We start from the raw sequence: 19688 nt of genomic DNA, 5'->3' as shown, positions 1-19688 counted from the left end.
GTGCTATTCATTGCGGGCAGTAGCCTGCTTGAATAAGATCAGCTTCATTGTTTTTGCCTTAAGGAGCATCCAGGCGAACCCCGGCTCCTTAAAGCGGATCATAACCCGCAGGACAGGTCGGGATTGATGAGCCATCAGTGGCTCTCGGTCCAGTCGGTTGCGTTTGACGCGAATGGACTGGATCTACTCCTGACCGCGCGGGATCCACACAAACGTTATTTCGGTACTGCAGATTTCTTACCAAGGACTTACTAAGGTGTTACGAACACATACCTGTGGCGAATTGAGAACAGATCATGTCGGGCAGACAGTCACACTGGCGGGCTGGGTGATCCGCGGTCGCGACCATGGCGGCCTGGCTTTTATCGACCTGCGCGATCGCTACGGAGTGACCCAGATTGTGTTCAATCCGGACCGCGACGCCGCCATGCATGAGCTGGCCCGCTCCCTGCGTGCGGAAGACGTCATACAGGTCTCCGGCGAAGTCGTGCTGCGGGATGACCGGGAAAACGAAAAACTGGCGACCGGCAAAATTGAAATCCGCGCTCATGAGTTGAAAGTGCTCAACAAAAGCAAGACGCCCCCCTTCGAACCGGGTACGAGCGAACTGCCTAATGAAGAACTGCGATTGACCTATCGCTTCATCGATCTGCGCAGTGAACGCCTGCAGGAAGCACTCAAGATCCGGCATCGTCTGACCAAACTGACGCGCGACTATTTCGACGAACATCAGTTCCTGGAAATCGAAACACCGATTCTGGGACGCAGTACACCGGAAGGGGCCCGCGATTACCTGGTTCCCAGCCGCGTCCATGAAGGCAGCTTTTATGCGTTGCCTCAGTCACCGCAGATTTATAAACAGATCCTGATGATCGGCGGCTATGATCGCTACATGCAGATTGCCCGCTGTTTCCGTGACGAAGACCTGCGTGCCGACCGTCAGCCGGAATTCACACAGATCGACCTCGAGATGGCATTCGTCGAACAGGAAGACATTCTGACTCTGATCGACGGTCTGATCGCCCGCATTCTGAAAGAGCTGCGAAACATCGAAATCACTGAGCCCCTTCCCCGTTATGACTATCATGACGTGATGGAAAAATATGGTTCCGATAAGCCGGACCTGCGATTCGGTCTGGAGCTGGTTGACATCGGTGAGATCGCCGCCAGTTGCGACTTTGCTGTCTTCAAGAAAACCATGGAGACCGGTGGCCGCGTCAGAGGTTTAAACGCGAAAGGTGCCGCCGACCGCTACAGCCGCAAAGACATTGACGGCCTGACCGAATTCGTGGGTGAGTATGGTGCCAAAGGGCTGGCCTTCTTCAAAGTCACCGACGAAGGACTGCATTCCCCGATTGCCAAGTTCTTCTCCGATGAAGACAAGCAGAAGATCATGGAAGCCATGAATGCAGAAGTCGGCGACCTGCTGTTCTTCGTTGCCGATCAGTGCGAAGTGACTTCAGCTGCGTTGGCAGCACTGCGAAACCGGCTGGGTAAAGAACTGGAACTGTACTCTGCAGATGAGTTCAAGTGCTGCTGGGTCGTTAACTTCCCGCTGCTTTCCTACAACGAAGATGAAAAACGCTGGGACGCCGAACATCATCCCTTCTGTCAGCCCGTCGATGAAGACGTGCAGTACTTCGAAAGTGATCCGGCCAAGGTGCGGGCACAATCGTACGACCTGGTGATGAATGGTTATGAATTAGCCAGTGGCAGTGTCCGTGTGCACGATCAGAAAGTCCAGCAGACCATCTTTGACCTGCTGGGGATCTCGGCAGACGAAGCGGAAGAACGGTTCGGCTTCCTGCTGCAGGCACTGCGATATGGCGCACCACCTCACGCCGGCGCTGCTCTGGGCCTGGACCGTCTGGTGATGCTGCTCTGCGGTAATGATAATATCCGTGACGTCATCGCGTTCCCCAAAACTCAGAAAGCAGCCGACCTGCTGAGTGGTGCTCCCTCAGAAGTCGATCCACATCAGCTCCGCGATCTCCGGATCAAAGTTGACATTCCCAAGTAAGGGATCTGCGGGCATAATAGGGTGACATCCCTTAAGGAGAACGGAATGAAATTTGTCACCCCGTTTCTGTGTTCGCTGGCCTGCCTTTTCCTGTTCGCCTGCAGTGAAGCAGCACCGGAAACCGTTGAAGCCAGTGAACCGCATGAGCCCGCGGAGTCGCTGCCACCCGTCATCGCAGAAGTATCGTTCAAAGAAGCCCGCACGAAACCGGTTCCGCAGTCCGGGTTCTGGCCACACTGGCTGGGCCCGAACTTTGATGGTATTTCAAGCGAAACTGCGTGGCGGGCCGACTGGTCCGACAAACCACCGAAGGTAAGCTGGCGCAGAAATGTAGGAACCGGTTACAGTTCGATCTCTGCTGCCGACGGTCGCCTGTATACGATGGGCCACAAAGAAGGCAACGAAAGTGTGTTCTGCCTGGATGCGAATACCGGAGACGTGATCTGGGAGCAGAGTTACCCGGCGGAACTGGTCAATCATCTGAATGCCGGTGGCCCCGGAGCGACGCCGACCATTGATGGTAATTTTCTTTTCACCAACAGCCGTGACGGCAGACTGATCTGTTTTGAAATCAAAACGGGTAAGATTGTCTGGGAGAAGAAATTAACGGAAGCCTATGATATGGAAGTCCCCGAGTGGGGCTTTACCTGTTCGCCGCTGATCCAGGGGGACAAACTGTTTATCGAAGCGGGACGACTGGTCGCACTGGATAAACGCACGGGGAAAGAGCTCTGGAAATCGACGCCTCACATGCCGGGTTATGGAACGCCGGCCCCCTTTGAACTGGAGGGGACACAGTATCTGGCACTGCTCAACAATGACTGCCTGACCATCGCCCGCGCCAGTGATGGCGTTGAAGTCACAACATTCAACTGGCCTTCCCCCTTCGATACGAATTCCACCACGCCCATCATCGACGGCAAAACGATTTTTATCTCATCGGGCTACCATAAGGGTTGTGCACTGCTCGAATTTGAAAACGAGAAACTCACTGCCCGCTACACCAATAAAGACATGAAGAATCACTTCAACAACAGTGTGCTGTTTCAGAAGCACTATTATGGTATGGATGGGAATTCCAATCTGGGTCGTGTCGTGCGTCTGAACTGCCTCGATCAGCAGACAGGCAAAGTAAAATGGCGCGAAGCAGGTTTTGGCTGCGGTTCAGTTCTGATTTCAGATGGGAAGCTGATCATCCTCTCTGACGAAGGAACTCTCGTCACTGCGAAAGCCTCTCCTGAAGCCTATCAGGAAATTTCCCGTTTCAAGGTCCTCGATCATCAATGCTGGACGGTTCCCCTGCTCTGTGGCGGGCGCATCTACTGCCGCGACTCGTCTGGGAATATCGCCTGTGTGGACGTTCGCCAGCCGACACCGGATCAATAATCAGGCCTGATAATGGCGGTTGAGACAAATCCCATCAACGCATTCATCTGCACGAGAGGTACGTTCAAAGCGGGACTACCTGCCTTCGGCGTGTGAATTTTTCCCACAAGATCCAGATACTGCACCATTTTTTCGTCATACGGCCGGGTGACCAGGGCTTCCAGATAACGAGCCAGATGCTGTTTGCGAAACTGAATCATTTCATGATCCAGAGTCAGGGTCTCAAGGCTTTCAGGAATCTGGCCTTCATAACCAGATTGGCGCGGGACAAAATGGCGTTTCGTGCAATCATACCGGAACAATTGACATATACACCATCCACCAATGAGGGGACCAGCGGGGCAAGCGCACCTGCGGCTCCGTGAATCGCCTGCAGGTCGCTTTCCGTAATTCCAATAAATTCCGCCAGATACTGAAATCGACAGGCTAAATCCGATTCCAGTTTTTCTTCATCAATCTGCTTCATTTTTGATTTCTCCCAGAGTGGAGCGACTATAATGATTTGAGATTGAATCTAAAAATAACAAACGCCATAATAGACATCAATGTCCATTTATCGTTTTAAGGACTCGCATATGTTTTCGCAGACTGTTGAATACGCACTTCGAGCAATTGTCCATCTCGCGGATCAGGCTCCTAATCCCTGTACTACTGAACAAATCGCGAAAGCCACCAAGGTCCCCCAGGCCTATCTTTCGAAAGTACTTCAAAGTTTGCGGCAGTCAAGCGTCGTACATTCACAGCGGGGAATCGGCGGTGGTATCTCTCTGGTGAAGACACCTGAAGAACTGAGTCTGCTGGAAGTAGTCAATGCCGTCGATCCTATCTGCCGCATCCATACCTGTCCGCTGGGTTTGAAAGGACATGGTGCCAATTTATGTCCACTGCACCGCAAGCTGGACGATGCCATGCGTGAAACGGAAACCGCCTTTGCCGAAACCACGCTGGCACAGATCCTCCTGTCATCTACCAGCAGCTACCCGCTGTGCAATGAACCCCACGAGCGGCTGACCCAACTGGGCGGCACTACGATCTCTCCTTCAAACTGATCCGGAATTACTCACCAGCCTGATTGAAGTTCAGACGCTTTACACTTTGGTCTGTCTGCATTTCCTGTTCGTCAGGCCGGGCCATCTGTTCAAAGTGTGCATGTTGAATCTGCTGTGGATTCTCATCCGTCTGGTCCGAAGCCGGCTCCGTTTGAGTCGCCGAGACCTGCTGCAGTTCTGATCTGGCATGACGTGCGAGCTGTTCCTGTTTGACTTCGCGTGCTTTCCAGCGTCCTGCCAGATGACCGGGAATCACAGCTCCCGCTTTCACTGTGAGATCACCAAAAGGCAGGAAGGGCGTTGCCGCCCCTGCGATATATGTTGCGTAGGCAGGGTAGAGCACTTCGTACGCTTCTTCTTCCAGCTCATAATTTTCTTCCGCACGCAGGTAACCTAACGCATCGTTGGTGGCGATTGCTTCCGGCCAGAGTGAAACAATCGGCAGCGCGCCAGCGACAGCATAGGTGCCTTTATATTTCCGGGTGCCAAAATCTTTCGCGTGCCCCCCTTCATGCAGAGCGACAGCAGGATGATCGGAATACAGGCTGATCGTATTGGTAAACGGATTGTAGTTGTCGCCTCCAATAATCCGACCGGGCAGCAGCGTATAGGACAGAGCCGTCAATGTGCCCGCGGTATAGCGCCAGCCCCAGCCAACGGCTTTATTTCTGCGCAGTCGCTTCCATTCTCCCACCGGATCGTATTCATTGATGCGCACCTTCACCTGATCCAGTCCGTTCTTTTCCAGGTAGGCAGCGATCGCTGCTTCGGTCTCCGGAGAAACGTGATGGTTGTCAATGCGACGGTCCCAGAGCAGAACTTTACCGGGAATCCCGACGACCCAGCCGATGCCATCAATGACGGGTCTGCGTTTGCCTCTCGCAATTTGAGACTCGCCTTCTGTGAGTAAAGGCTCGGGGGACTGGATCAACGCAGGCTGGTAGACATAAGGAGTGGTAGCGCAGCCTGACATCGAGGAGCAGATCAGGCAGACGACCAGCATCGGTAAAATGGTTTTTCGCGCACAAAATCGCTGTAAAAAAGACATGAGAACTCAGCCCGGAAAGGGAATTGGTGAGAGAGGGAGGAGTTCTGTATCAGAGGTCTCCGTTTGAAGCAACCCCGTTTTCTGAATCGCACGATTTCCGGCATTTATTCGGCAAAGTCTGCCGTTTCGATCGGGCCATTTTTCATAAACAGGCGAAAAAACGAGCTGAACAGCGGAATTCCCGCCATCAGGATCCCCACCCCGAGGAAGACCCAGCCAAACAGGTAATAAAACCACGTGGTCTTAAAGACGCCCGGCTCCAGCACCGCTGCTGCCGGAACCTGGGGATCGTAATGCACGGTTACGCTCTGTTTGACCGGATATTTTTTAACGGTATTCTGAGCCAGTGATCGATCAGATGTGGAAATATCACTGCCAAACCAGACCGTTTCTGCCTGATAGTCTTTACCCTCGACCTGATAGCGATAGACAACATGCGCAGAGTAAGTGGAGGAATTCGAATTATTGCTGCGATGCGCTTTCACGTCCGATTCGAGGACCGTGCCCGTCGTTACAGGCCAGCTGGTACTGGCGCGGGCCTGTTCGAGCAGGGGGAGCCCTTTCTGATAAGCCATCAGATAGCCGACAAACAGAAATATAAACCCCAGAAAGATGATCAACCTGCGTCCGACTTTTTGCATGCGGTCCCGTTTGATATTCATTTCCAGACTCCTCTTTTTACCGTTCGTATCTGAGTTTCCTACCGGTTAAATCGAAGTTCAACGGTCGCCAAACATATCACTGAGGCCCCCCAGTACAGAGCCTTCCCCTACCGAAGATCCGCCGGCAGCCGGGGCGTGTGCCAGTACGCGATCCGCCAGTCGGGAAAAAGGCAGACTCTGCAGCAGTACGGTCCCATGCCCGCGCAGGGTTGCCAGAAACAGACCTTCTCCCCCCAGAACCATCGACTTTAAATTGCCGGCTTTTTCAATGCTGTAGTCGATGTCGCCGGTAAACGCGACAATACAGCCTGTATCCACGCGGAGCGTTTCACCGTTGAGTTTCTTCTTGATGACGGTTCCCCCCGCATGCACAAACGCCATCCCGTCCCCCCGCAGTTCCTGCAGGATAAAACCTTCTCCACCAAAGAAACCGGAGCCCAGTCGTTTATTGAATGCCATCGTCACTTCCGTACCTAAAGCGGCACAGAGAAAAGAATCTTTCTGGCAGGTAATCGCGCCCCCTACCTGATCCATATCAATGGCGATGATTTTTCCCGGATACGGGGCAGCAAATGCCACACGCTGCTGACGCGCCCCCTCGTTCGTAAAGTGGGTCATGAACAGTGACTCACCCGACAGCATGCGTTTTCCCGCTTTAAATAGTTTGCCAAAGAAGCCGTCATTGGGTTGCGAACCATCGCCCATCCGTGCTTCAAAGCGGATTCCCTCTTCCATGTAATTCATCGAGCCGGCTTCGGCAACCACCGATTCACCCGGGTCCAGAATGATCTCCACGATCTGCAGATCTGAACCAAATATTTCGTAGTCCACTTCATGACAACGCATAGGATTTTCCTCTTCCTTCAGTTGCTCGGCGATAACGCGTCGAATTGTAATAGAGCGGCTCCGGAAACCAGGATTCTCATTCCCGATGCTTCTGGCGACACTTCAGTAAACAGGACTTAAACCAGCTTAAGTGCCCGTCTGTGTAACACAACGAACAAACAGGCAGCAAGGCTTAAAATAAAGCAGGCAGACCCCTCAAATAATGTCAATCTTTTCCGAATAAATGAAGATTGCCGATTTTGAGTGAAGAACTAAATTTCAACTGGTCGATTGTATGAGTTAAGGATTCTTCATTTCAGACCACAAGTACGGTCACTGAAATGATGAACAAAACATCATTTTAAGGATCTAAATCACAAGAAATGTCGGGCTTCAGCCAGGAAAATGTAGAGACGATTTTCGCCCAGTCGGGTGAGAGTCTGTCTGCACTTGCTGACTCTTTCAACCAGTGTTTCGATTTTCAATATCGCCTGGAAATGGGGGAGTCTGGTGTCTGGTCGCCTGAAGAACTGGATGATGCATTTCAGGGCCCTGGTCTGGTTGCTCTGTTTCGAATTGGTGGCGAGGCGATGGCCGGGCTGTTTCCCGCGAATCTGCCTTTACCCGACTGGTATTCGGAACCTGGTGACTCGCAGAGTTCACGTCTGCAGACGCTGGCATTGGAATGGTCAATGAACCTGATCCCGATGGATCTGGGTGATGTTGACGAATTTAAAACGTACTACGTAGACAATTTACTAAGTGAAGTCACCGCATGTGTTCCCAGTGAATGGGCGGCACTCCTGCGTATCCATTTATTTCCCTCAGAAGAAGAGAGAGACGGCCAGAGCCCGAGTGCTGTGATCCCTGTAATTTGGCCACTGACGAAACCGCCTGTTACAGAATCCGCTGAACCGGAAGCCGATCCAGCACCGCAGCCGTCCTCTTCATCTTCCTCTACTTCTCAAGCGACGCCACAGATGGCACAGGCAACTTCTGCCAGACCGAACCAGAATCCCCTCAACCGGCTCAATAAACTGCCGGTACAGGCAATTGTGAAACTGGCATCCAAAAAAATTGAAATGAACCAGTTACTCTCCATCTGCCCCGGTTCACTGATCACTTTCGACAAGCCCTGTGAAGACCCCCTGGAGTTGTATATTAACAATCAGGTTTTCTGCCTGGGAGAAGCGGTCAAGATTGGTGAAAACTTTGGTTTGAAAATCGATCGCGTCGGCTTCAAGAAAGAATACGAATCCAAGATCATCGAGTTTTAAACTCGAACGAAATAACTTCTGTGATCTACTGATTCGGTAATCTTCGAATAGCGAATCTTTCGAACTCTCAGGCACCCCATGTAGAAACAATGTGAAATCAGCAGTTCAGGTACAGGATTAATTGGATGAAAAATCACGGAAATTGAAATTTTCTCAGAACGAATTACGACCGAAGCACGTATGATATAGTAGTTCCTTATTTTTAGTAACGAATTCCAGTCTGAGATCTTTTATCACATCTTCAACCTGATTCAGCCTGCTTGAATTCCAAGGCAACAAGAAGCTCCTAAACAGTCATTTCAAAAAGGTTTAGGACGATAAATCATGAAACAGTGCTCAAGCGAATCTTGCACAGGGCCTACGACACGCAATGATCCGGCATTACTTTACACCAATCGAGGTGAATTTGAATTGCGCTGTTGCCTGCCCGATAAAACGTTCGATATCATTTCACACATTGAATCATCGCTACTTTTAAGTGAACCTTAGATCATGGGCTCCGAGTCAAAATCTGAACGATCTATGACGGAACAGGAATCTCTGCCCGATTTTTTTGCGCGGCCGGTTCCTGACGCGGAAGGTCCGGAAACGATCATCAGTCCGCTGGAGCCCATCCCCGCACCAGACTCGAACCGCGACAAAGGGAGCGGCCAGGCGAATTTTGCCCGCTCCTCTATCTGGAATCGATTGTTTCCTCCGACAACGTCGGACGATCCGGATGCACCAGAAGAAGCAGTCAGTCCTTCCGGCATGCAGCTCGAACACTTTATCATTCGGGAACGCATTGGACGGGGAGGCATGGGTGCCGTCTTCCGTGCCATCGATACCCGACTGGATCGTGTGGTGGCACTCAAAGTACTAAGCCCCGGTCAGTCGCGTGATCCAGGTTCCGTCAAACGATTCCAGAACGAAGCCAAGTCGGCAGCGCGACTCGACCATGAAAATATCTCACGCGTGTTTTACATCGGCGAAGATCAGGGGCTGAACTTCATCGCCTTTGAATATGTCAAAGGAACCAACGTTCGCGAGATCATTCAGTCGCGCGGTATCCTGCCGTCGGCCGAAGCCGTCAACTATGCCTTGCAGATTGCCTCGGCTCTGAAGCACATCAACAAAGCGGGCGTGGTACACCGTGATATCAAACCATCTAATATCATTATCACTCCAGGCGGTCGCGCCAAGCTGGTCGATCTGGGTCTGGCACGCAAAGAAAGCGATAACGCTTCCGCCGACCTGACCACAGCCGGCACCACGCTGGGTACGTTCGATTATATCTCACCCGAGCAGGCGAAAGATCCGCGGAATGTCGATGTCCGCAGTGATATCTATTCGCTGGGATGTACCCTGTATCATATGTTGACGGGAGAGCCTCCCTACGGTGAAGGGACCGTGCTGCAGAAACTGCTGGATCACTCTGGGAAAAATGTTCCCGATCCGGCAGCCATCAATAAACAACTGCCACGCGAACTTTCGTTGATCGTGCAGAAAATGATGGCCAGTGATCCGGAAGACCGCTATCAGACTCCCGAAGAGCTGATGTATCAGTTAATGCAGGTCGCCGGACAACTGGATCTGCGCGGCGTCAATCCCGAAGGTCTCGTCTGGACCTCCCCTACAAATTCCCGTCTCGGATTTCTGGAAAAACATATCGGCTGGATTGCTACTGCAGCTGTCCTGCTCATCATTGTTGTTCTGCTGGACCGTTACCCTGCATTCAACCCGGCCGTAGTGAATGTGGCTCAAGACAACAGTCAGAAGAATGACGGTTCTGTCAAATCGACATCGGAAAAGACCGAACAGCAGACCCCAGGCGCAGATCCCGTCATCGCGAAAGCGGATACTCCCATTTCTCCGACCATCGCGAGTAAAGAAATCGTCGGTTCTCTCTCTTCGTCTGAAACAAACAGTAGTAAAACGGACACGAAGGCTGCAACGCCTGAGAAAACAACTGCCAGTGAAAGCGTTGAGGATAACCGATTAGCAAAAATGAATCTGGAAGAGGATAACAAACCTCTCAGCGAAATCTTTGACGACGTGCCTCTCCTGTCAACCAAAAGAACCATCAGCGAAATCCTGGATGCCGGAAAGTTCCCCGAGACTGGTTCTACGACAGGCAATAAAGTATTGCGGGATGACAAACCCGACACGACACTGGCCATGTCCGATAACAGCCAGAACAAAACCATGGTTCCACTGGCTCCTGCCAGCGAAGGTCCAACAGAAACAGAACCCGATCCGTTCCCGAAGAAAAACGACAACGAGTTTCGCAAGATCGAAATACCCGCCATCACCATTATAAATCCTGATGGCACCGCCGGCCAGGACTTCAAAACGCTGGATGCCGCCTGTGCTGCCGCCGATGATGGCAGTATTATCGAGCTCGGTTTCACCGGCATTCGTAAAGAAGCTCCCATCCACATCAATAACAAACGCGTGCGGATTCGTGCCGCCAAAGATCGCAAGCCGATCCTGCTCTTTGAGTCCGTCGAAGAACCAGCCGAAGGATTCCAGACTCACATGATTCAGATTGCCAATGGCTCTCTGGAACTGTTTGAGCTGGGAATCATGGTGGACGTTAAAGATCTCAATACCGATTCCTGGGCAATCTTCTCATTGAAAAATGCTCATGACATTCGCCTGCATCAGGTAACCGTCACCTGCGCGAATACCACCAGCCAGCAGGTTTCCATCTTCGAGATGAACGAACCCATCAACCAGGGTCTCAATGATGACTCGATGATGGGTAAACGTCAGGTGAAAGAATCAACGTTTGTGGAAATCGTCAACTCCGTACTACGGTGTGACGGCCACGCGTTTTCCATTCGGGAAACTGCTCCCACACGTCTGGAAATTACCAACTCTGCTTTGATGATTGCCCAGTCCCTGATTGAACTCGTGGGCTGCAATAACAAACCCATGGAAGGCGATCACCTGGAACTGGTATTGAATCATTCGACGTTCGTACTGGGTAAGGGTCTGTCGGTAATGGACAGTGGCGCGATTCCGCGTGAACTGATTCCACTCCATGTCTCTGCACGCAATAATGTCTTCTTCTCACGGACGAATGCCCCGTTTGTGATGATGAAGGGGAACACCAACGAGAACGACTTCCGCCAGAAAATGCTGACCTGGCGCGGATCCAACAATTATTTTGACCGTTTCAGCACCTTCTGGACGATTCAGTCTCAGCAGGGAACCACGGGAGCCCTCTCCATGGATGCCCTCGACTGGAAAGATACCTGGGGACTGTCTGCCGACGTCAACAGCTACCAGATGGAAATCCCCTGGGTGGTCGACCGCCAGAAGCTGATCAACGCGTTGTGCTCGGAACTGCAGCCGGCACAGTTGCAGTTCACCCAGCCCACCGATGGCAGCCCGACCATCACTGCCATCGATCGTACGAACGCCGGCGCCGATCTGGTGACGCTGCCCGAATTGCCTCGGGTGATCAAAGCACCAAGAACGGAATAATTGCCGCTTTTCTCCCCAAATCAGGGGCTGAGACACGAAATCAGGTCTGTCTGCTCTGTGCATAAATGTGTATGATGACACAATGCAGCAGCCTGTATTTTAATGCTGTCACTGACATTCCCGTTTCATTCAGCCTCTCGTTTTGTATTCATGATACGTCGTTCTCCACAACCCGACGGTTCCCTCACAGTGATCGCGAACAGACGATCTGCCTGGTGGCTGCGCGTCTGCTTACTGCTTGTCTTATTCTGCTCGCCAGCCATCAGTTCAGCCGACGACCCGACGGGGTCTTACTTTGAGGGTCTGCGACAGAGGCATCTGTTCGGCATTGCTGAAGGCTATTGTTTAAACCGGCTGGAACAGCCTCGCATTACTGACAACGAACGGGCACGCTACACGCTGGAACTGATACGTACCCTGGCGGCACATGCCATGGCGACCCAGGGACAGGAGCAGGAAGAGCTCTGGAAACGGGCTGAAGAGACGCTCACGGAATTCTCCCGGAAATATTCCGACTGGTCTGATACAACGGTCTTCGAAGCCGAGCGGGCACGCATTGCCGCGTTCAAAGCGGAAATCCTGTACTGGCAGGTCAAAGCCGATCCGCAAAACCAGTCACTCAGACAGACGGCCATTACACAACTTTCCCAGGCAGTCTCAGTGCTGAACCAGGCAGACACCCGCTTAAGCCAGCTGCTGAAAAAATCGGGGGCATTCAAAAAATTTACGGTTCTCAAGACAGCCACCATTCGCGATACCCTGCTCGACTTTCAACTGTTGATCGCATTGACGGGAATGAAACTCGGAGACCTGTATGAAGTAAACAGCCCGCAACAGAAAGCCGCTCTGGATGCGGCAGAGAAATGGCTGGAACCGTTGTCCCGCAGAGCAACCACACTGCAGCTGACCTGGCTCAGCAAACTCGCGTTGATTCAATGCGAACGGATCAGCGGGGATTCTGCCGGCGCGGCACGGGGCATTCAGGCACTCCTCAAAGAAAAACCGCCCGCCTATCTGAATGAACCGCTATTCGTGGAATCGATGCGTATTTCGCTGCAGGAGGGGAAAGCACAGCAGGTCGCTTCTCAGATCATTCAGTATCGACAGGAACATGGTAGCGTTTCCAGCGAACTGGGCTACCTGGAAATCACGGCACTAATTCAACTGCGAAAAATTGCTCTCGAGAAAAAACAGGAAGCGCTGGCGGAAGAAATCTGGCAGCAGGTTGAAACGCGGTCGCGCATTCTCAGACAGATACAACCCGGCTACTGGTCACAGCGGGCCTGGATGCTCGTCGATCAGCAGCATCAGGTCGATCAGTACGGCAGTCAGCTTTCTCAAAGTCTGAAGCAGGCGCAACTCCTCTACTCGCAAGGCAAGATCGAACAGGCCATCGAAGCTTATACGAAAACGGCAGAGCAGGCCACCGCGGAAGGAAAAGGCGATCTGGCATTTGAACTCGCCTTCACCAGTGCATCACTGCAGATGCAGGCAAAACAATACAAAGAAGCGGCTGAACAGTTTCAGTCACTCTCACGAAAATACAGCACCGCACCCCGTGCTGCGGACGCTGGCCTGCTGGCTGCCTGGTGCCTGGGACAGCTCTATACACAAAGCCGCACCAAATCGCGCAGGCTGGCCTACACCGCCGCGCTGGAAGAAGTACAGAAACAGTTCCCCGACAGCAAAAGCGATTATGAAGCAGGCTGGATGCTGGCGCGGCTGGAAGAAGCCCGGTTGCAGTATTCCAAAGCACTCGTGCTCTATGCAGAAGTGCCCGCCGATCATCCCCGGGCGGCTGACGCCCATCTGGGAATCGCCCGCTGCTACGAGCAGATCCTGCAACGACTCACTTCTCTTAGCAAACCGACCAGTGCCTGGCGGCAGGAAGCCATTGATGTCCTGGAAAAATATCTGGTCAACTTCCCTGCTGAATCTGACCCGCTGATCCTGCAGTCGCAGGCAGACATCGCCTTACGACTCACGCGCATTTATCTGAATGACTCGCCCCCTGGCTACACAAAGGCCAATCGACTGCTGGAACTAATCATCAGCACGGCATCGCGCAGTATCACAGAACTCAAACGCAATAATGAACATGCAGCAGCCAGCGTCGCCCAGACAGCAAAGGTGATCGAACGCTGGAATGAAATCGCCAATCAGGCACGACGTCTGGAAATCATTACCCTGGCCGGACAAGGTAATCCGACTGCGGCCCGCGCGCTGGTCGAGAACCTGGAGAACGCGGGAACAAACGAACTGCTGGCGGTACTGAATGGTGTCTCCCAGATCAACCTGGATCTGTCTGCAAAAACTCGCTACGAACTGGGACTACTGCAGTTGAAATCAGCTGAGAAACTGATCAGTCGCCGCGATGAACTGAATCCCCGACAAAGGCAGCAACTGGACCTCTGCCTGGCCGAAGCGTATCTGGCGACGAACCAGCACATTCGCGCGCTGGAGTATTACCAGGAACTGTTAAAACAGGCACCCCGGAACACGGCACTCATTAAACAGGTCGCGCAGCTGCTGGAGCACTGTGGCACAAAAGCCTGTCTGCGGGAAGCGGCACAAAAATGGCGGCAACTGGAATCAGCAGAAAAACCAGGCAGCATTCCCTGGCTCGATGCCCGCCTGCACATCGTTGAGACAACCTTCGATTCCGGTGATGAAGCCGAAGCCAGAAAACTGCTCGGCGTAACGATCCTACTCTACCCCGATCTGGGTAATGACGAATTAAAACAACGTTTCCAGGAACTGCAGCAACGCATTCAAAAGTAACCGTTTCCTGCTCATTCGGTGAATCATGTATCAGGTAGACCCACTCTTTAAAAAACATTTCTTCTTCTGTACCGGCATGATCACTCTGTTATTGATGTGGTACATCGATTGTCTGAGAGTTGCTGACGGCAAAGGATCAGGCATCAGTAATGCCATCGCTCTCGTCCTGTTTGTACCGGTCGGGGGAAAACTATTGTCAGCAAAGCAATACCTGTTATTTATAGCCACATTACTGCTATGTCTGGCTGTTGGCTTTGGAATCGGCAGCTTGATTGAAACACACCTGATGACGCTCTCCCTGTCTCACGGCCTGATCGTGAGCGGAATCGGCGGTCTGCTGGGGCTGCTGGAATATGGCTTATTATGGCTTATTATGGATGTTTTATCGCAGACTGTTTTTTCGCTCTCGCTATTATCTGCATCGAATCTTCAGCGACAGGAAATAGCGAATGAGCCTGGAACCTCTGCCCAGTGACGTCGGCTTTGCAGATGCGGAACTGGACCACTACCTCAAAACGCATTCCCAGCTGAAGGTGATCGTGAGAGCCTGGAATCAAAAGAAAATTGAGCTGGTCTTTCAGGATGTAATCCAGTTGCTCGATCAGGGGATCGGGGAGATTGCAAATGTTTGCAGGGAAACCAGCCAGACAGATTTCCTGATCTCCGCGCTCGAAACCATGTATGAAAGCATCCCGGCATCACATCCTTATCAGGAATATGTCTTTTTAGACTATAACGACAGTAAAGTCCTCACGGTGGTCGCGAAATCAGTTGAAGTCCAGGTGACCGACAGATGAGAGACGAAATGAAATACCCTCTCCTGACGAACTCAGAGCTGGAATGGTCGGATGTGGCGGCGAACTGTCGCATGAATCGCGAGCGGGAAATCACAGGGACGAACAGTTATACCGCCGACCTGAAATTCAACCCCCTCGAATTCCTGATGGCGCGGACCGAGACAAATTCCAATGTCCGCTGGCTTGATTTGTGCTGTGGATCAGGCCGTGCTCTGATTCAGGCGGATGAATATTTTCGCGCGCAACAGCAGTCCATTCAGATCCGAGGCATTGATCTCGTCGATCTGTTTCAGCCTGTCACGAATGCGACCTCTACACTGCAACTGGAAACAGCCTCACTGCATGACTGGACCACCAGCCTTACATACGACCTGATTACCTGCGTGCATGGTCTGCATTACGTTGGTGACAAACTGAAGTTGATCGCTGACGCAGCCAGCTGGTTAAAACCCGACGGGGCCTTCATCGCCCATCTGGATCTGGATAATCTGCAGAGCAGCACCAACAACTGGAGTGCACGCGAGAAACGCGAATACCTGCGACGATACCAACTGGATTTCAATCCACGCAGACATCTCCTGACCTGTCGCGGTTTTCAAACGATCAAGTTCCCCTGTCGCTATCTCGGTGCCTCGGATCAGGCCGGTCCCAATTTCACAGGTCAGCCGGCCGTCAATTCGATTTATGAATTACCGGACTGTCAGGAAAACCTTTAACCGCTTTTCTGACGCGTGCGGGGAATGATGGTCGCCAGTCCGCCGTCCACACCGAATACCTGACCGGTGACCCAGTCATTCGCCGGCTGCAACAGCCATTCGATCATCGATGCCACCTGATCCGGTTCCCCCAGGCGGTTCAAGGCATGCATGCTGCTGGACATCGACTCGGCTGCTGCAGACTCCCAGAGAGAGCGAGTCATATTCGATTTCACGAGACCGGGGGCCACCGCATTCACCCGAATTCCGCGCCCGGCATAAGAAGCAGCCGCCGATAGTGTCAGGCCGATTACGCCTGCTTTCGCAGCCGCAATCGCTTCATGATTCGCCAGCCCCACTCGCGCTGCAGCAGAGGAAACCAGAACCACCGATCCTCCGTGCCTCCCCATCACCTTCGCAGCACTGCGAACCGTCTCAAACGCTGATGTCAGATTGACGGCCAGCACTTCGGACCATTCTTCATCTGAAGTCAGATGAGCCGGCTTCAACAACACCGATCCGATGCAGTTGACCACGCCATCAATGCGATCAAAAGTCTCACAGGCTGACTGAAGCGTACGTTCAATCGAACCTGCCTCCAGGATATCCAGCCCCAAAGCCGGCGCGGCCAGCTCTTCAGACAAATCGCGCAAGACCTGTGGATTGCGACCCGCCAGAAACACGTCATGCCCTGCCCCTTTGAGACGACGGCTCAAGGAAGAACCAACCGCGCCGGTAGCTCCCAGGATCACCAGTTTGCACGCTTGCACCCCGGCAGCAGTATCATTCATCTGACTTCACCCTGTCCAATCTCGAAATCTGTTGAAAATCATCCTTCCCATTTCACACCGCCAGACCATAATCCTACGGATCTAAACCGGGTGAACTCTGATCGTTTTTAGTCGTGAACCTGATGATTTCAACCATCACTTTTTAATTTTCAACCTGGAAAGACAGATGTCGACAACTCAACTCCCGGAAGAAGCCATACAGCTGGAACGCCTGCCTGACGGAACGTATCGTCTGCATTCGGAAACCGTAATACCGTATTCGCTGGAAGAGGTATTCGCGTTTTTTGCAGAACCGGAGAACCTCGAAGCACTCACACCCCCCTGGTTGAATTTTGAAATCATCACGCCTTCTCCCATCGAAATGCGTGAGGGAACACTCATCGATTATCGACTCAAGCTGCACGGAATTCCCATCAACTGGAGAACCGAAATCCGTGACTGGGAACCGCCGTTCCGCTTTGTGGATTGCCAGCTGAAAGGACCCTACCGACTCTGGAGGCACGAGCATACTTTTACTGAATGCGAAGCTGGCACCCGGGTCACAGACGAGGTTCACTATGCAGTCAGGGGAGGGGCACTCGTCAATCGACTGTTCGTACAGAAAGACGTCACACGTATCTTCCGCTATCGCTGCGAACAACTGCGTGCGTTCAAACCGGTCTCCAGAGAAAGAGTCGCACGTTAAAACTCCCCCACCGGTTCGCCGCCGTTGGGTGTGCTGATCGCTTTTAAGACACTGGGATCGATGTCTTCGGAAAGAAATCGCACCGAGCCATCCCCCAGCAATACGTGGGCTCCCCCTTTAAACATACTGCCCAGGCCGCGCGGATTGCGATTGATACCCTCCGTCGGATCGCGAAAGTTGGTGGGGTCACCCCAGGCTTTGATGCCCGATCTGACTTCGCCTGCCAGAATCGTATTGGAACTGCCATCTTTTATGTTACGTAGATCCATGCTTGAGTTCGCGGATAAGACGCGACTGTTGGCAGCATAGTGCGCGGGTTTGTATCCTGTCGCCTCCCCCTCTTCTTTGGTAAAATCATAAGGCATCCCCGGACTTTGCAGCACAATGAAATTGGTTTCGAACGGCTCTCTGTTATCGGCGGCGGTCCAGGGCTGATCGAAGTCAATCTGCTCATACAGAGTTTTCTGATCCAGATAAGGTAACAGCTGCGTGACCCAGCTGTGTTGTGGCTGCCCTGCATTATCGAAGGTGCCGCCAACGGGAAACTGGCTATAGGTATCATGATAGTTGTGCATCGCCAGCCCAATCTGCTTGAGATTGTTTTTGGAGGTTGCCCGCCGGGCGGCCTGGCGCGCGTTTCCCATGTATACTTCTTGAATGATCTTATCTTGTGTCGTTGCCATCCAGAACAATTGATGTGTCACGCTGATCACACAGATGCCACTGACTGCCAGCAGCAGAAACATGGTCACCAGCGAAAGACTCCAGCGTTTCTGCCACGGTATGACTTCCGCTGGTTCAGTAGAGGACCGGCGTTTGATACGGCGGCAGCAGAGATGAAAACCGACGGCAAACAGCAACAGCGTGGACAGAAACATGAGTGTCAGGGAAGGTGAAATCGTCAGGCGCGAGAATGTCCGTGCCAGATAAGGCGCCCAGCCCACGCACAACAGAAACACAAAGCGAAACATAAAGATCCATCCCACGAGGATTAAAACTAACGCCAGCTGCAAAACGGGCACGCTGATCGCCAGCCAGATCTGAACGCCATTCGCTTCTTCTTTCTTTTCATCCGTCTCCATCATTGTTTCCTGTCCGTTTCCCGGCATTTAATATTCGCCGACGGTCTCTCCGCCATTGGGTGTCGCCAGTGCTTTCAAAATCTGCGGGTCGATATCATCGGAAATGAACCTGACACTACCGTCGACCAGCAGAAAATGGGCTCCCCACTGATAAGGACCGCCGAAGCCGTTCGGGCTGGCGTTGATTCCCAATTGGGGATTACGAAAGTTCGTGGGATCGCCCCAGGCTTTGATCCCCGTACTGACTTCACCAGCCAGAATGGTATCGGAAGCCCCATCTTTAATATCCCTCAGTTTCATGCCCGTATTCACATTGAGGATCTGATTATTAGCCGCGTAATGTGATGGCTGATATCCTTTTTGATTTTCTGCTCTCCTTTTTCCATTCTCGAACCGATGTATTACTCCCAGATTTTCCATGACATAGACTCTGGTCTCAAATGGACTGCGATTCACTTCTGCCTTCCAGGGCTGACTGAAATCAATCTGGTTGTACAGGGACCCCTGATCCAGATAGGGGAGCAGATGCGTTACCCAGCTGTGCTGTGGCTCCCCGATCCTGTTGAAGTCACCGCCAACCGGGAGCCGGTCAAACGCATCGTGATAATTATGAAACGCCAGACCAATCTGCTTTAAATTATTTTTGGAAGCACTGCGCCTGGCTGCAGTAAACCCGGACTTGAAAAGGAGCGGTTCATCGCTGGTGGCCAGCTGCCACGTCTGGTGCGAGATACCGAGCACACAGATGCCAGACACCACCAGCAATGCGAGAATGACGACGAGTGAAAGTGACCAGCGCCTCTGCCAGCCCCATGTTTTCGACATGTCTTCCGACTGCTTTGTGTATCGCCGGAACAGAACTCGTAACGCGAAATGCAGCAGGACGGCAATCACCGCGATCAGCAACAGACTGGATACGAGTTCGGGTAATGAAGCACTCCCTTCATTTACCAGCTGCATCGCTTGAGAAGTCCAGCCGGTCAGCAAGAGAAACAGGGCATGCACTGGAAACGTGAGCCCCATACATAATGTGACAAAGCCCAGAATGAATCCCAGCGAAACAATCCACCCTGTCCAGTAGGGTGAAGCCTTTGTTCCAGTATCATTCTCTGTGTCCAT

Annotated in this window: 17 protein-coding genes and 1 pseudogene; 10 read left to right on the top strand and 8 right to left on the bottom strand. The window is 52.4% G+C overall.

Going from position 1 to position 19688, the window contains the following annotated elements:
• Positions 1–3: 3 nt before the first annotated feature.
• Positions 4–135 (bottom strand): hypothetical protein, encoded by a 132-nt coding sequence (locus tag ACN0YN_RS26155; RefSeq protein ID WP_417387977.1) that lies wholly within the window; start codon positions 133–135, stop codon positions 4–6.
• 121 nt (positions 136–256) lie between these two features.
• On the opposite strand from ACN0YN_RS26155, the gene aspS reads away from it, so the two are divergent.
• Both aspS and ACN0YN_RS26145 read left to right on the top strand, forming a co-directional pair.
• Positions 257–2020, top strand: a complete 1764-nt coding sequence (gene aspS, locus ACN0YN_RS26150; RefSeq protein WP_417387976.1) for an aspartate--tRNA ligase — start codon at positions 257–259, stop codon at positions 2018–2020.
• Between the two features lie 45 nt (positions 2021–2065).
• Positions 2066–3406 (top strand): PQQ-binding-like beta-propeller repeat protein, encoded by a 1341-nt coding sequence (locus tag ACN0YN_RS26145; RefSeq protein ID WP_417387975.1) that lies wholly within the window; start codon positions 2066–2068, stop codon positions 3404–3406.
• Here the strand turns inward: ACN0YN_RS26145 and ACN0YN_RS26140 are convergent.
• Positions 3400–3872, bottom strand: a pseudogene (locus tag ACN0YN_RS26140) (protoglobin family protein). The gene ACN0YN_RS26145 and the pseudogene ACN0YN_RS26140 sit on opposite strands and share 7 nt — an antisense overlap.
• 109 nt (positions 3873–3981) lie before the next feature.
• On the opposite strand from ACN0YN_RS26140, the gene ACN0YN_RS26135 reads away from it, so the two are divergent.
• Positions 3982–4455, top strand: coding sequence for an RrF2 family transcriptional regulator (locus ACN0YN_RS26135; RefSeq protein WP_417387974.1), 474 nt, complete (start codon positions 3982–3984; stop codon positions 4453–4455).
• A 7-nt stretch (positions 4456–4462) separates the two neighbouring features.
• Here the strand turns inward: ACN0YN_RS26135 and ACN0YN_RS26130 are convergent, their stop codons facing one another.
• The 3 genes from ACN0YN_RS26130 to ACN0YN_RS26120 form a co-directional block, all read right to left on the bottom strand.
• Positions 4463–5503, bottom strand: a complete 1041-nt coding sequence (locus ACN0YN_RS26130; RefSeq protein ID WP_417387973.1) for a hypothetical protein — start codon at positions 5501–5503, stop codon at positions 4463–4465.
• A gap of 104 nt (positions 5504–5607) precedes the next feature.
• Complete coding sequence (locus ACN0YN_RS26125) at positions 5608–6165, bottom strand: DUF3592 domain-containing protein (RefSeq protein ID WP_417387972.1); 558 nt, start codon at positions 6163–6165, stop codon at positions 5608–5610.
• 57 nt (positions 6166–6222) lie between these two features.
• The gene (locus tag ACN0YN_RS26120) at positions 6223–7011 is read right to left on the bottom strand and encodes a TIGR00266 family protein (protein WP_417387971.1); all 789 of its coding nucleotides are present in this window, start codon (positions 7009–7011) and stop codon (positions 6223–6225) included.
• Between the two features lie 362 nt (positions 7012–7373).
• Between ACN0YN_RS26120 and ACN0YN_RS26115 the strand changes: the two genes are divergently transcribed.
• From ACN0YN_RS26115 to ACN0YN_RS26090, 6 genes are all read left to right on the top strand, one after another.
• Positions 7374–8267 carry a FliM/FliN family flagellar motor switch protein gene (locus tag ACN0YN_RS26115; protein WP_417387970.1) on the top strand — a complete coding sequence of 298 codons (894 nt, stop codon included), beginning with the start codon at positions 7374–7376 and terminating at the stop codon, positions 8265–8267.
• 522 nt (positions 8268–8789) lie between these two features.
• Positions 8790–11738 carry a serine/threonine-protein kinase gene (locus ACN0YN_RS26110; RefSeq protein WP_417387969.1) on the top strand — a complete coding sequence of 983 codons (2949 nt, stop codon included), beginning with the start codon at positions 8790–8792 and terminating at the stop codon, positions 11736–11738.
• A gap of 150 nt (positions 11739–11888) precedes the next feature.
• Positions 11889–14519 (top strand): tetratricopeptide repeat protein, encoded by a 2631-nt coding sequence (locus ACN0YN_RS26105; RefSeq protein WP_417387968.1) that lies wholly within the window; start codon positions 11889–11891, stop codon positions 14517–14519.
• A 25-nt stretch (positions 14520–14544) separates the two neighbouring features.
• Positions 14545–14994 (top strand): hypothetical protein, encoded by a 450-nt coding sequence (locus tag ACN0YN_RS26100; RefSeq protein WP_417387967.1) that lies wholly within the window; start codon positions 14545–14547, stop codon positions 14992–14994.
• Positions 14969–15316 (top strand): hypothetical protein, encoded by a 348-nt coding sequence (locus ACN0YN_RS26095; protein WP_417387966.1) that lies wholly within the window; start codon positions 14969–14971, stop codon positions 15314–15316. The genes ACN0YN_RS26100 and ACN0YN_RS26095 overlap by 26 nt, the downstream gene beginning before the upstream one ends.
• 8 nt (positions 15317–15324) lie before the next feature.
• Positions 15325–16032 (top strand): class I SAM-dependent methyltransferase, encoded by a 708-nt coding sequence (locus ACN0YN_RS26090; protein WP_417387965.1) that lies wholly within the window; start codon positions 15325–15327, stop codon positions 16030–16032.
• Here ACN0YN_RS26090 and ACN0YN_RS26085 read toward each other — a convergent pair.
• Positions 16029–16802, bottom strand: a complete 774-nt coding sequence (locus tag ACN0YN_RS26085; protein WP_417387964.1) for an SDR family NAD(P)-dependent oxidoreductase — start codon at positions 16800–16802, stop codon at positions 16029–16031. The two genes, ACN0YN_RS26090 and ACN0YN_RS26085, sit on opposite strands and share 4 nt — an antisense overlap.
• Positions 16803–16968: 166 nt before the next feature.
• On the opposite strand from ACN0YN_RS26085, the gene ACN0YN_RS26080 reads away from it, so the two are divergent.
• Positions 16969–17487 (top strand): SRPBCC family protein, encoded by a 519-nt coding sequence (locus tag ACN0YN_RS26080; protein ID WP_417387963.1) that lies wholly within the window; start codon positions 16969–16971, stop codon positions 17485–17487.
• On the opposite strand, the gene ACN0YN_RS26075 is transcribed toward ACN0YN_RS26080, so the two are convergent.
• Together ACN0YN_RS26075 and ACN0YN_RS26070 are read right to left on the bottom strand one after the other, a co-directional pair.
• A complete protein-coding gene (locus tag ACN0YN_RS26075) occupies positions 17484–18572 on the bottom strand; it encodes a DUF1559 domain-containing protein (RefSeq protein ID WP_417387962.1) in 1089 nt (362 codons plus the stop codon). The two genes, ACN0YN_RS26080 and ACN0YN_RS26075, sit on opposite strands and share 4 nt — an antisense overlap.
• A gap of 24 nt (positions 18573–18596) precedes the next feature.
• Positions 18597–19688, bottom strand: coding sequence for a DUF1559 domain-containing protein (locus tag ACN0YN_RS26070; RefSeq protein WP_417387961.1), 1092 nt, complete (start codon positions 19686–19688; stop codon positions 18597–18599).

The sequence above is a fragment of the Gimesia sp. genome (assembly GCF_048260065.1).
Lineage (GTDB): Bacteria > Planctomycetota > Planctomycetia > Planctomycetales > Planctomycetaceae > Gimesia.
The sequence above is the reverse complement of the archived record's forward strand: the minus strand, read 5'-3'. Positions and strand labels throughout refer to the sequence as shown.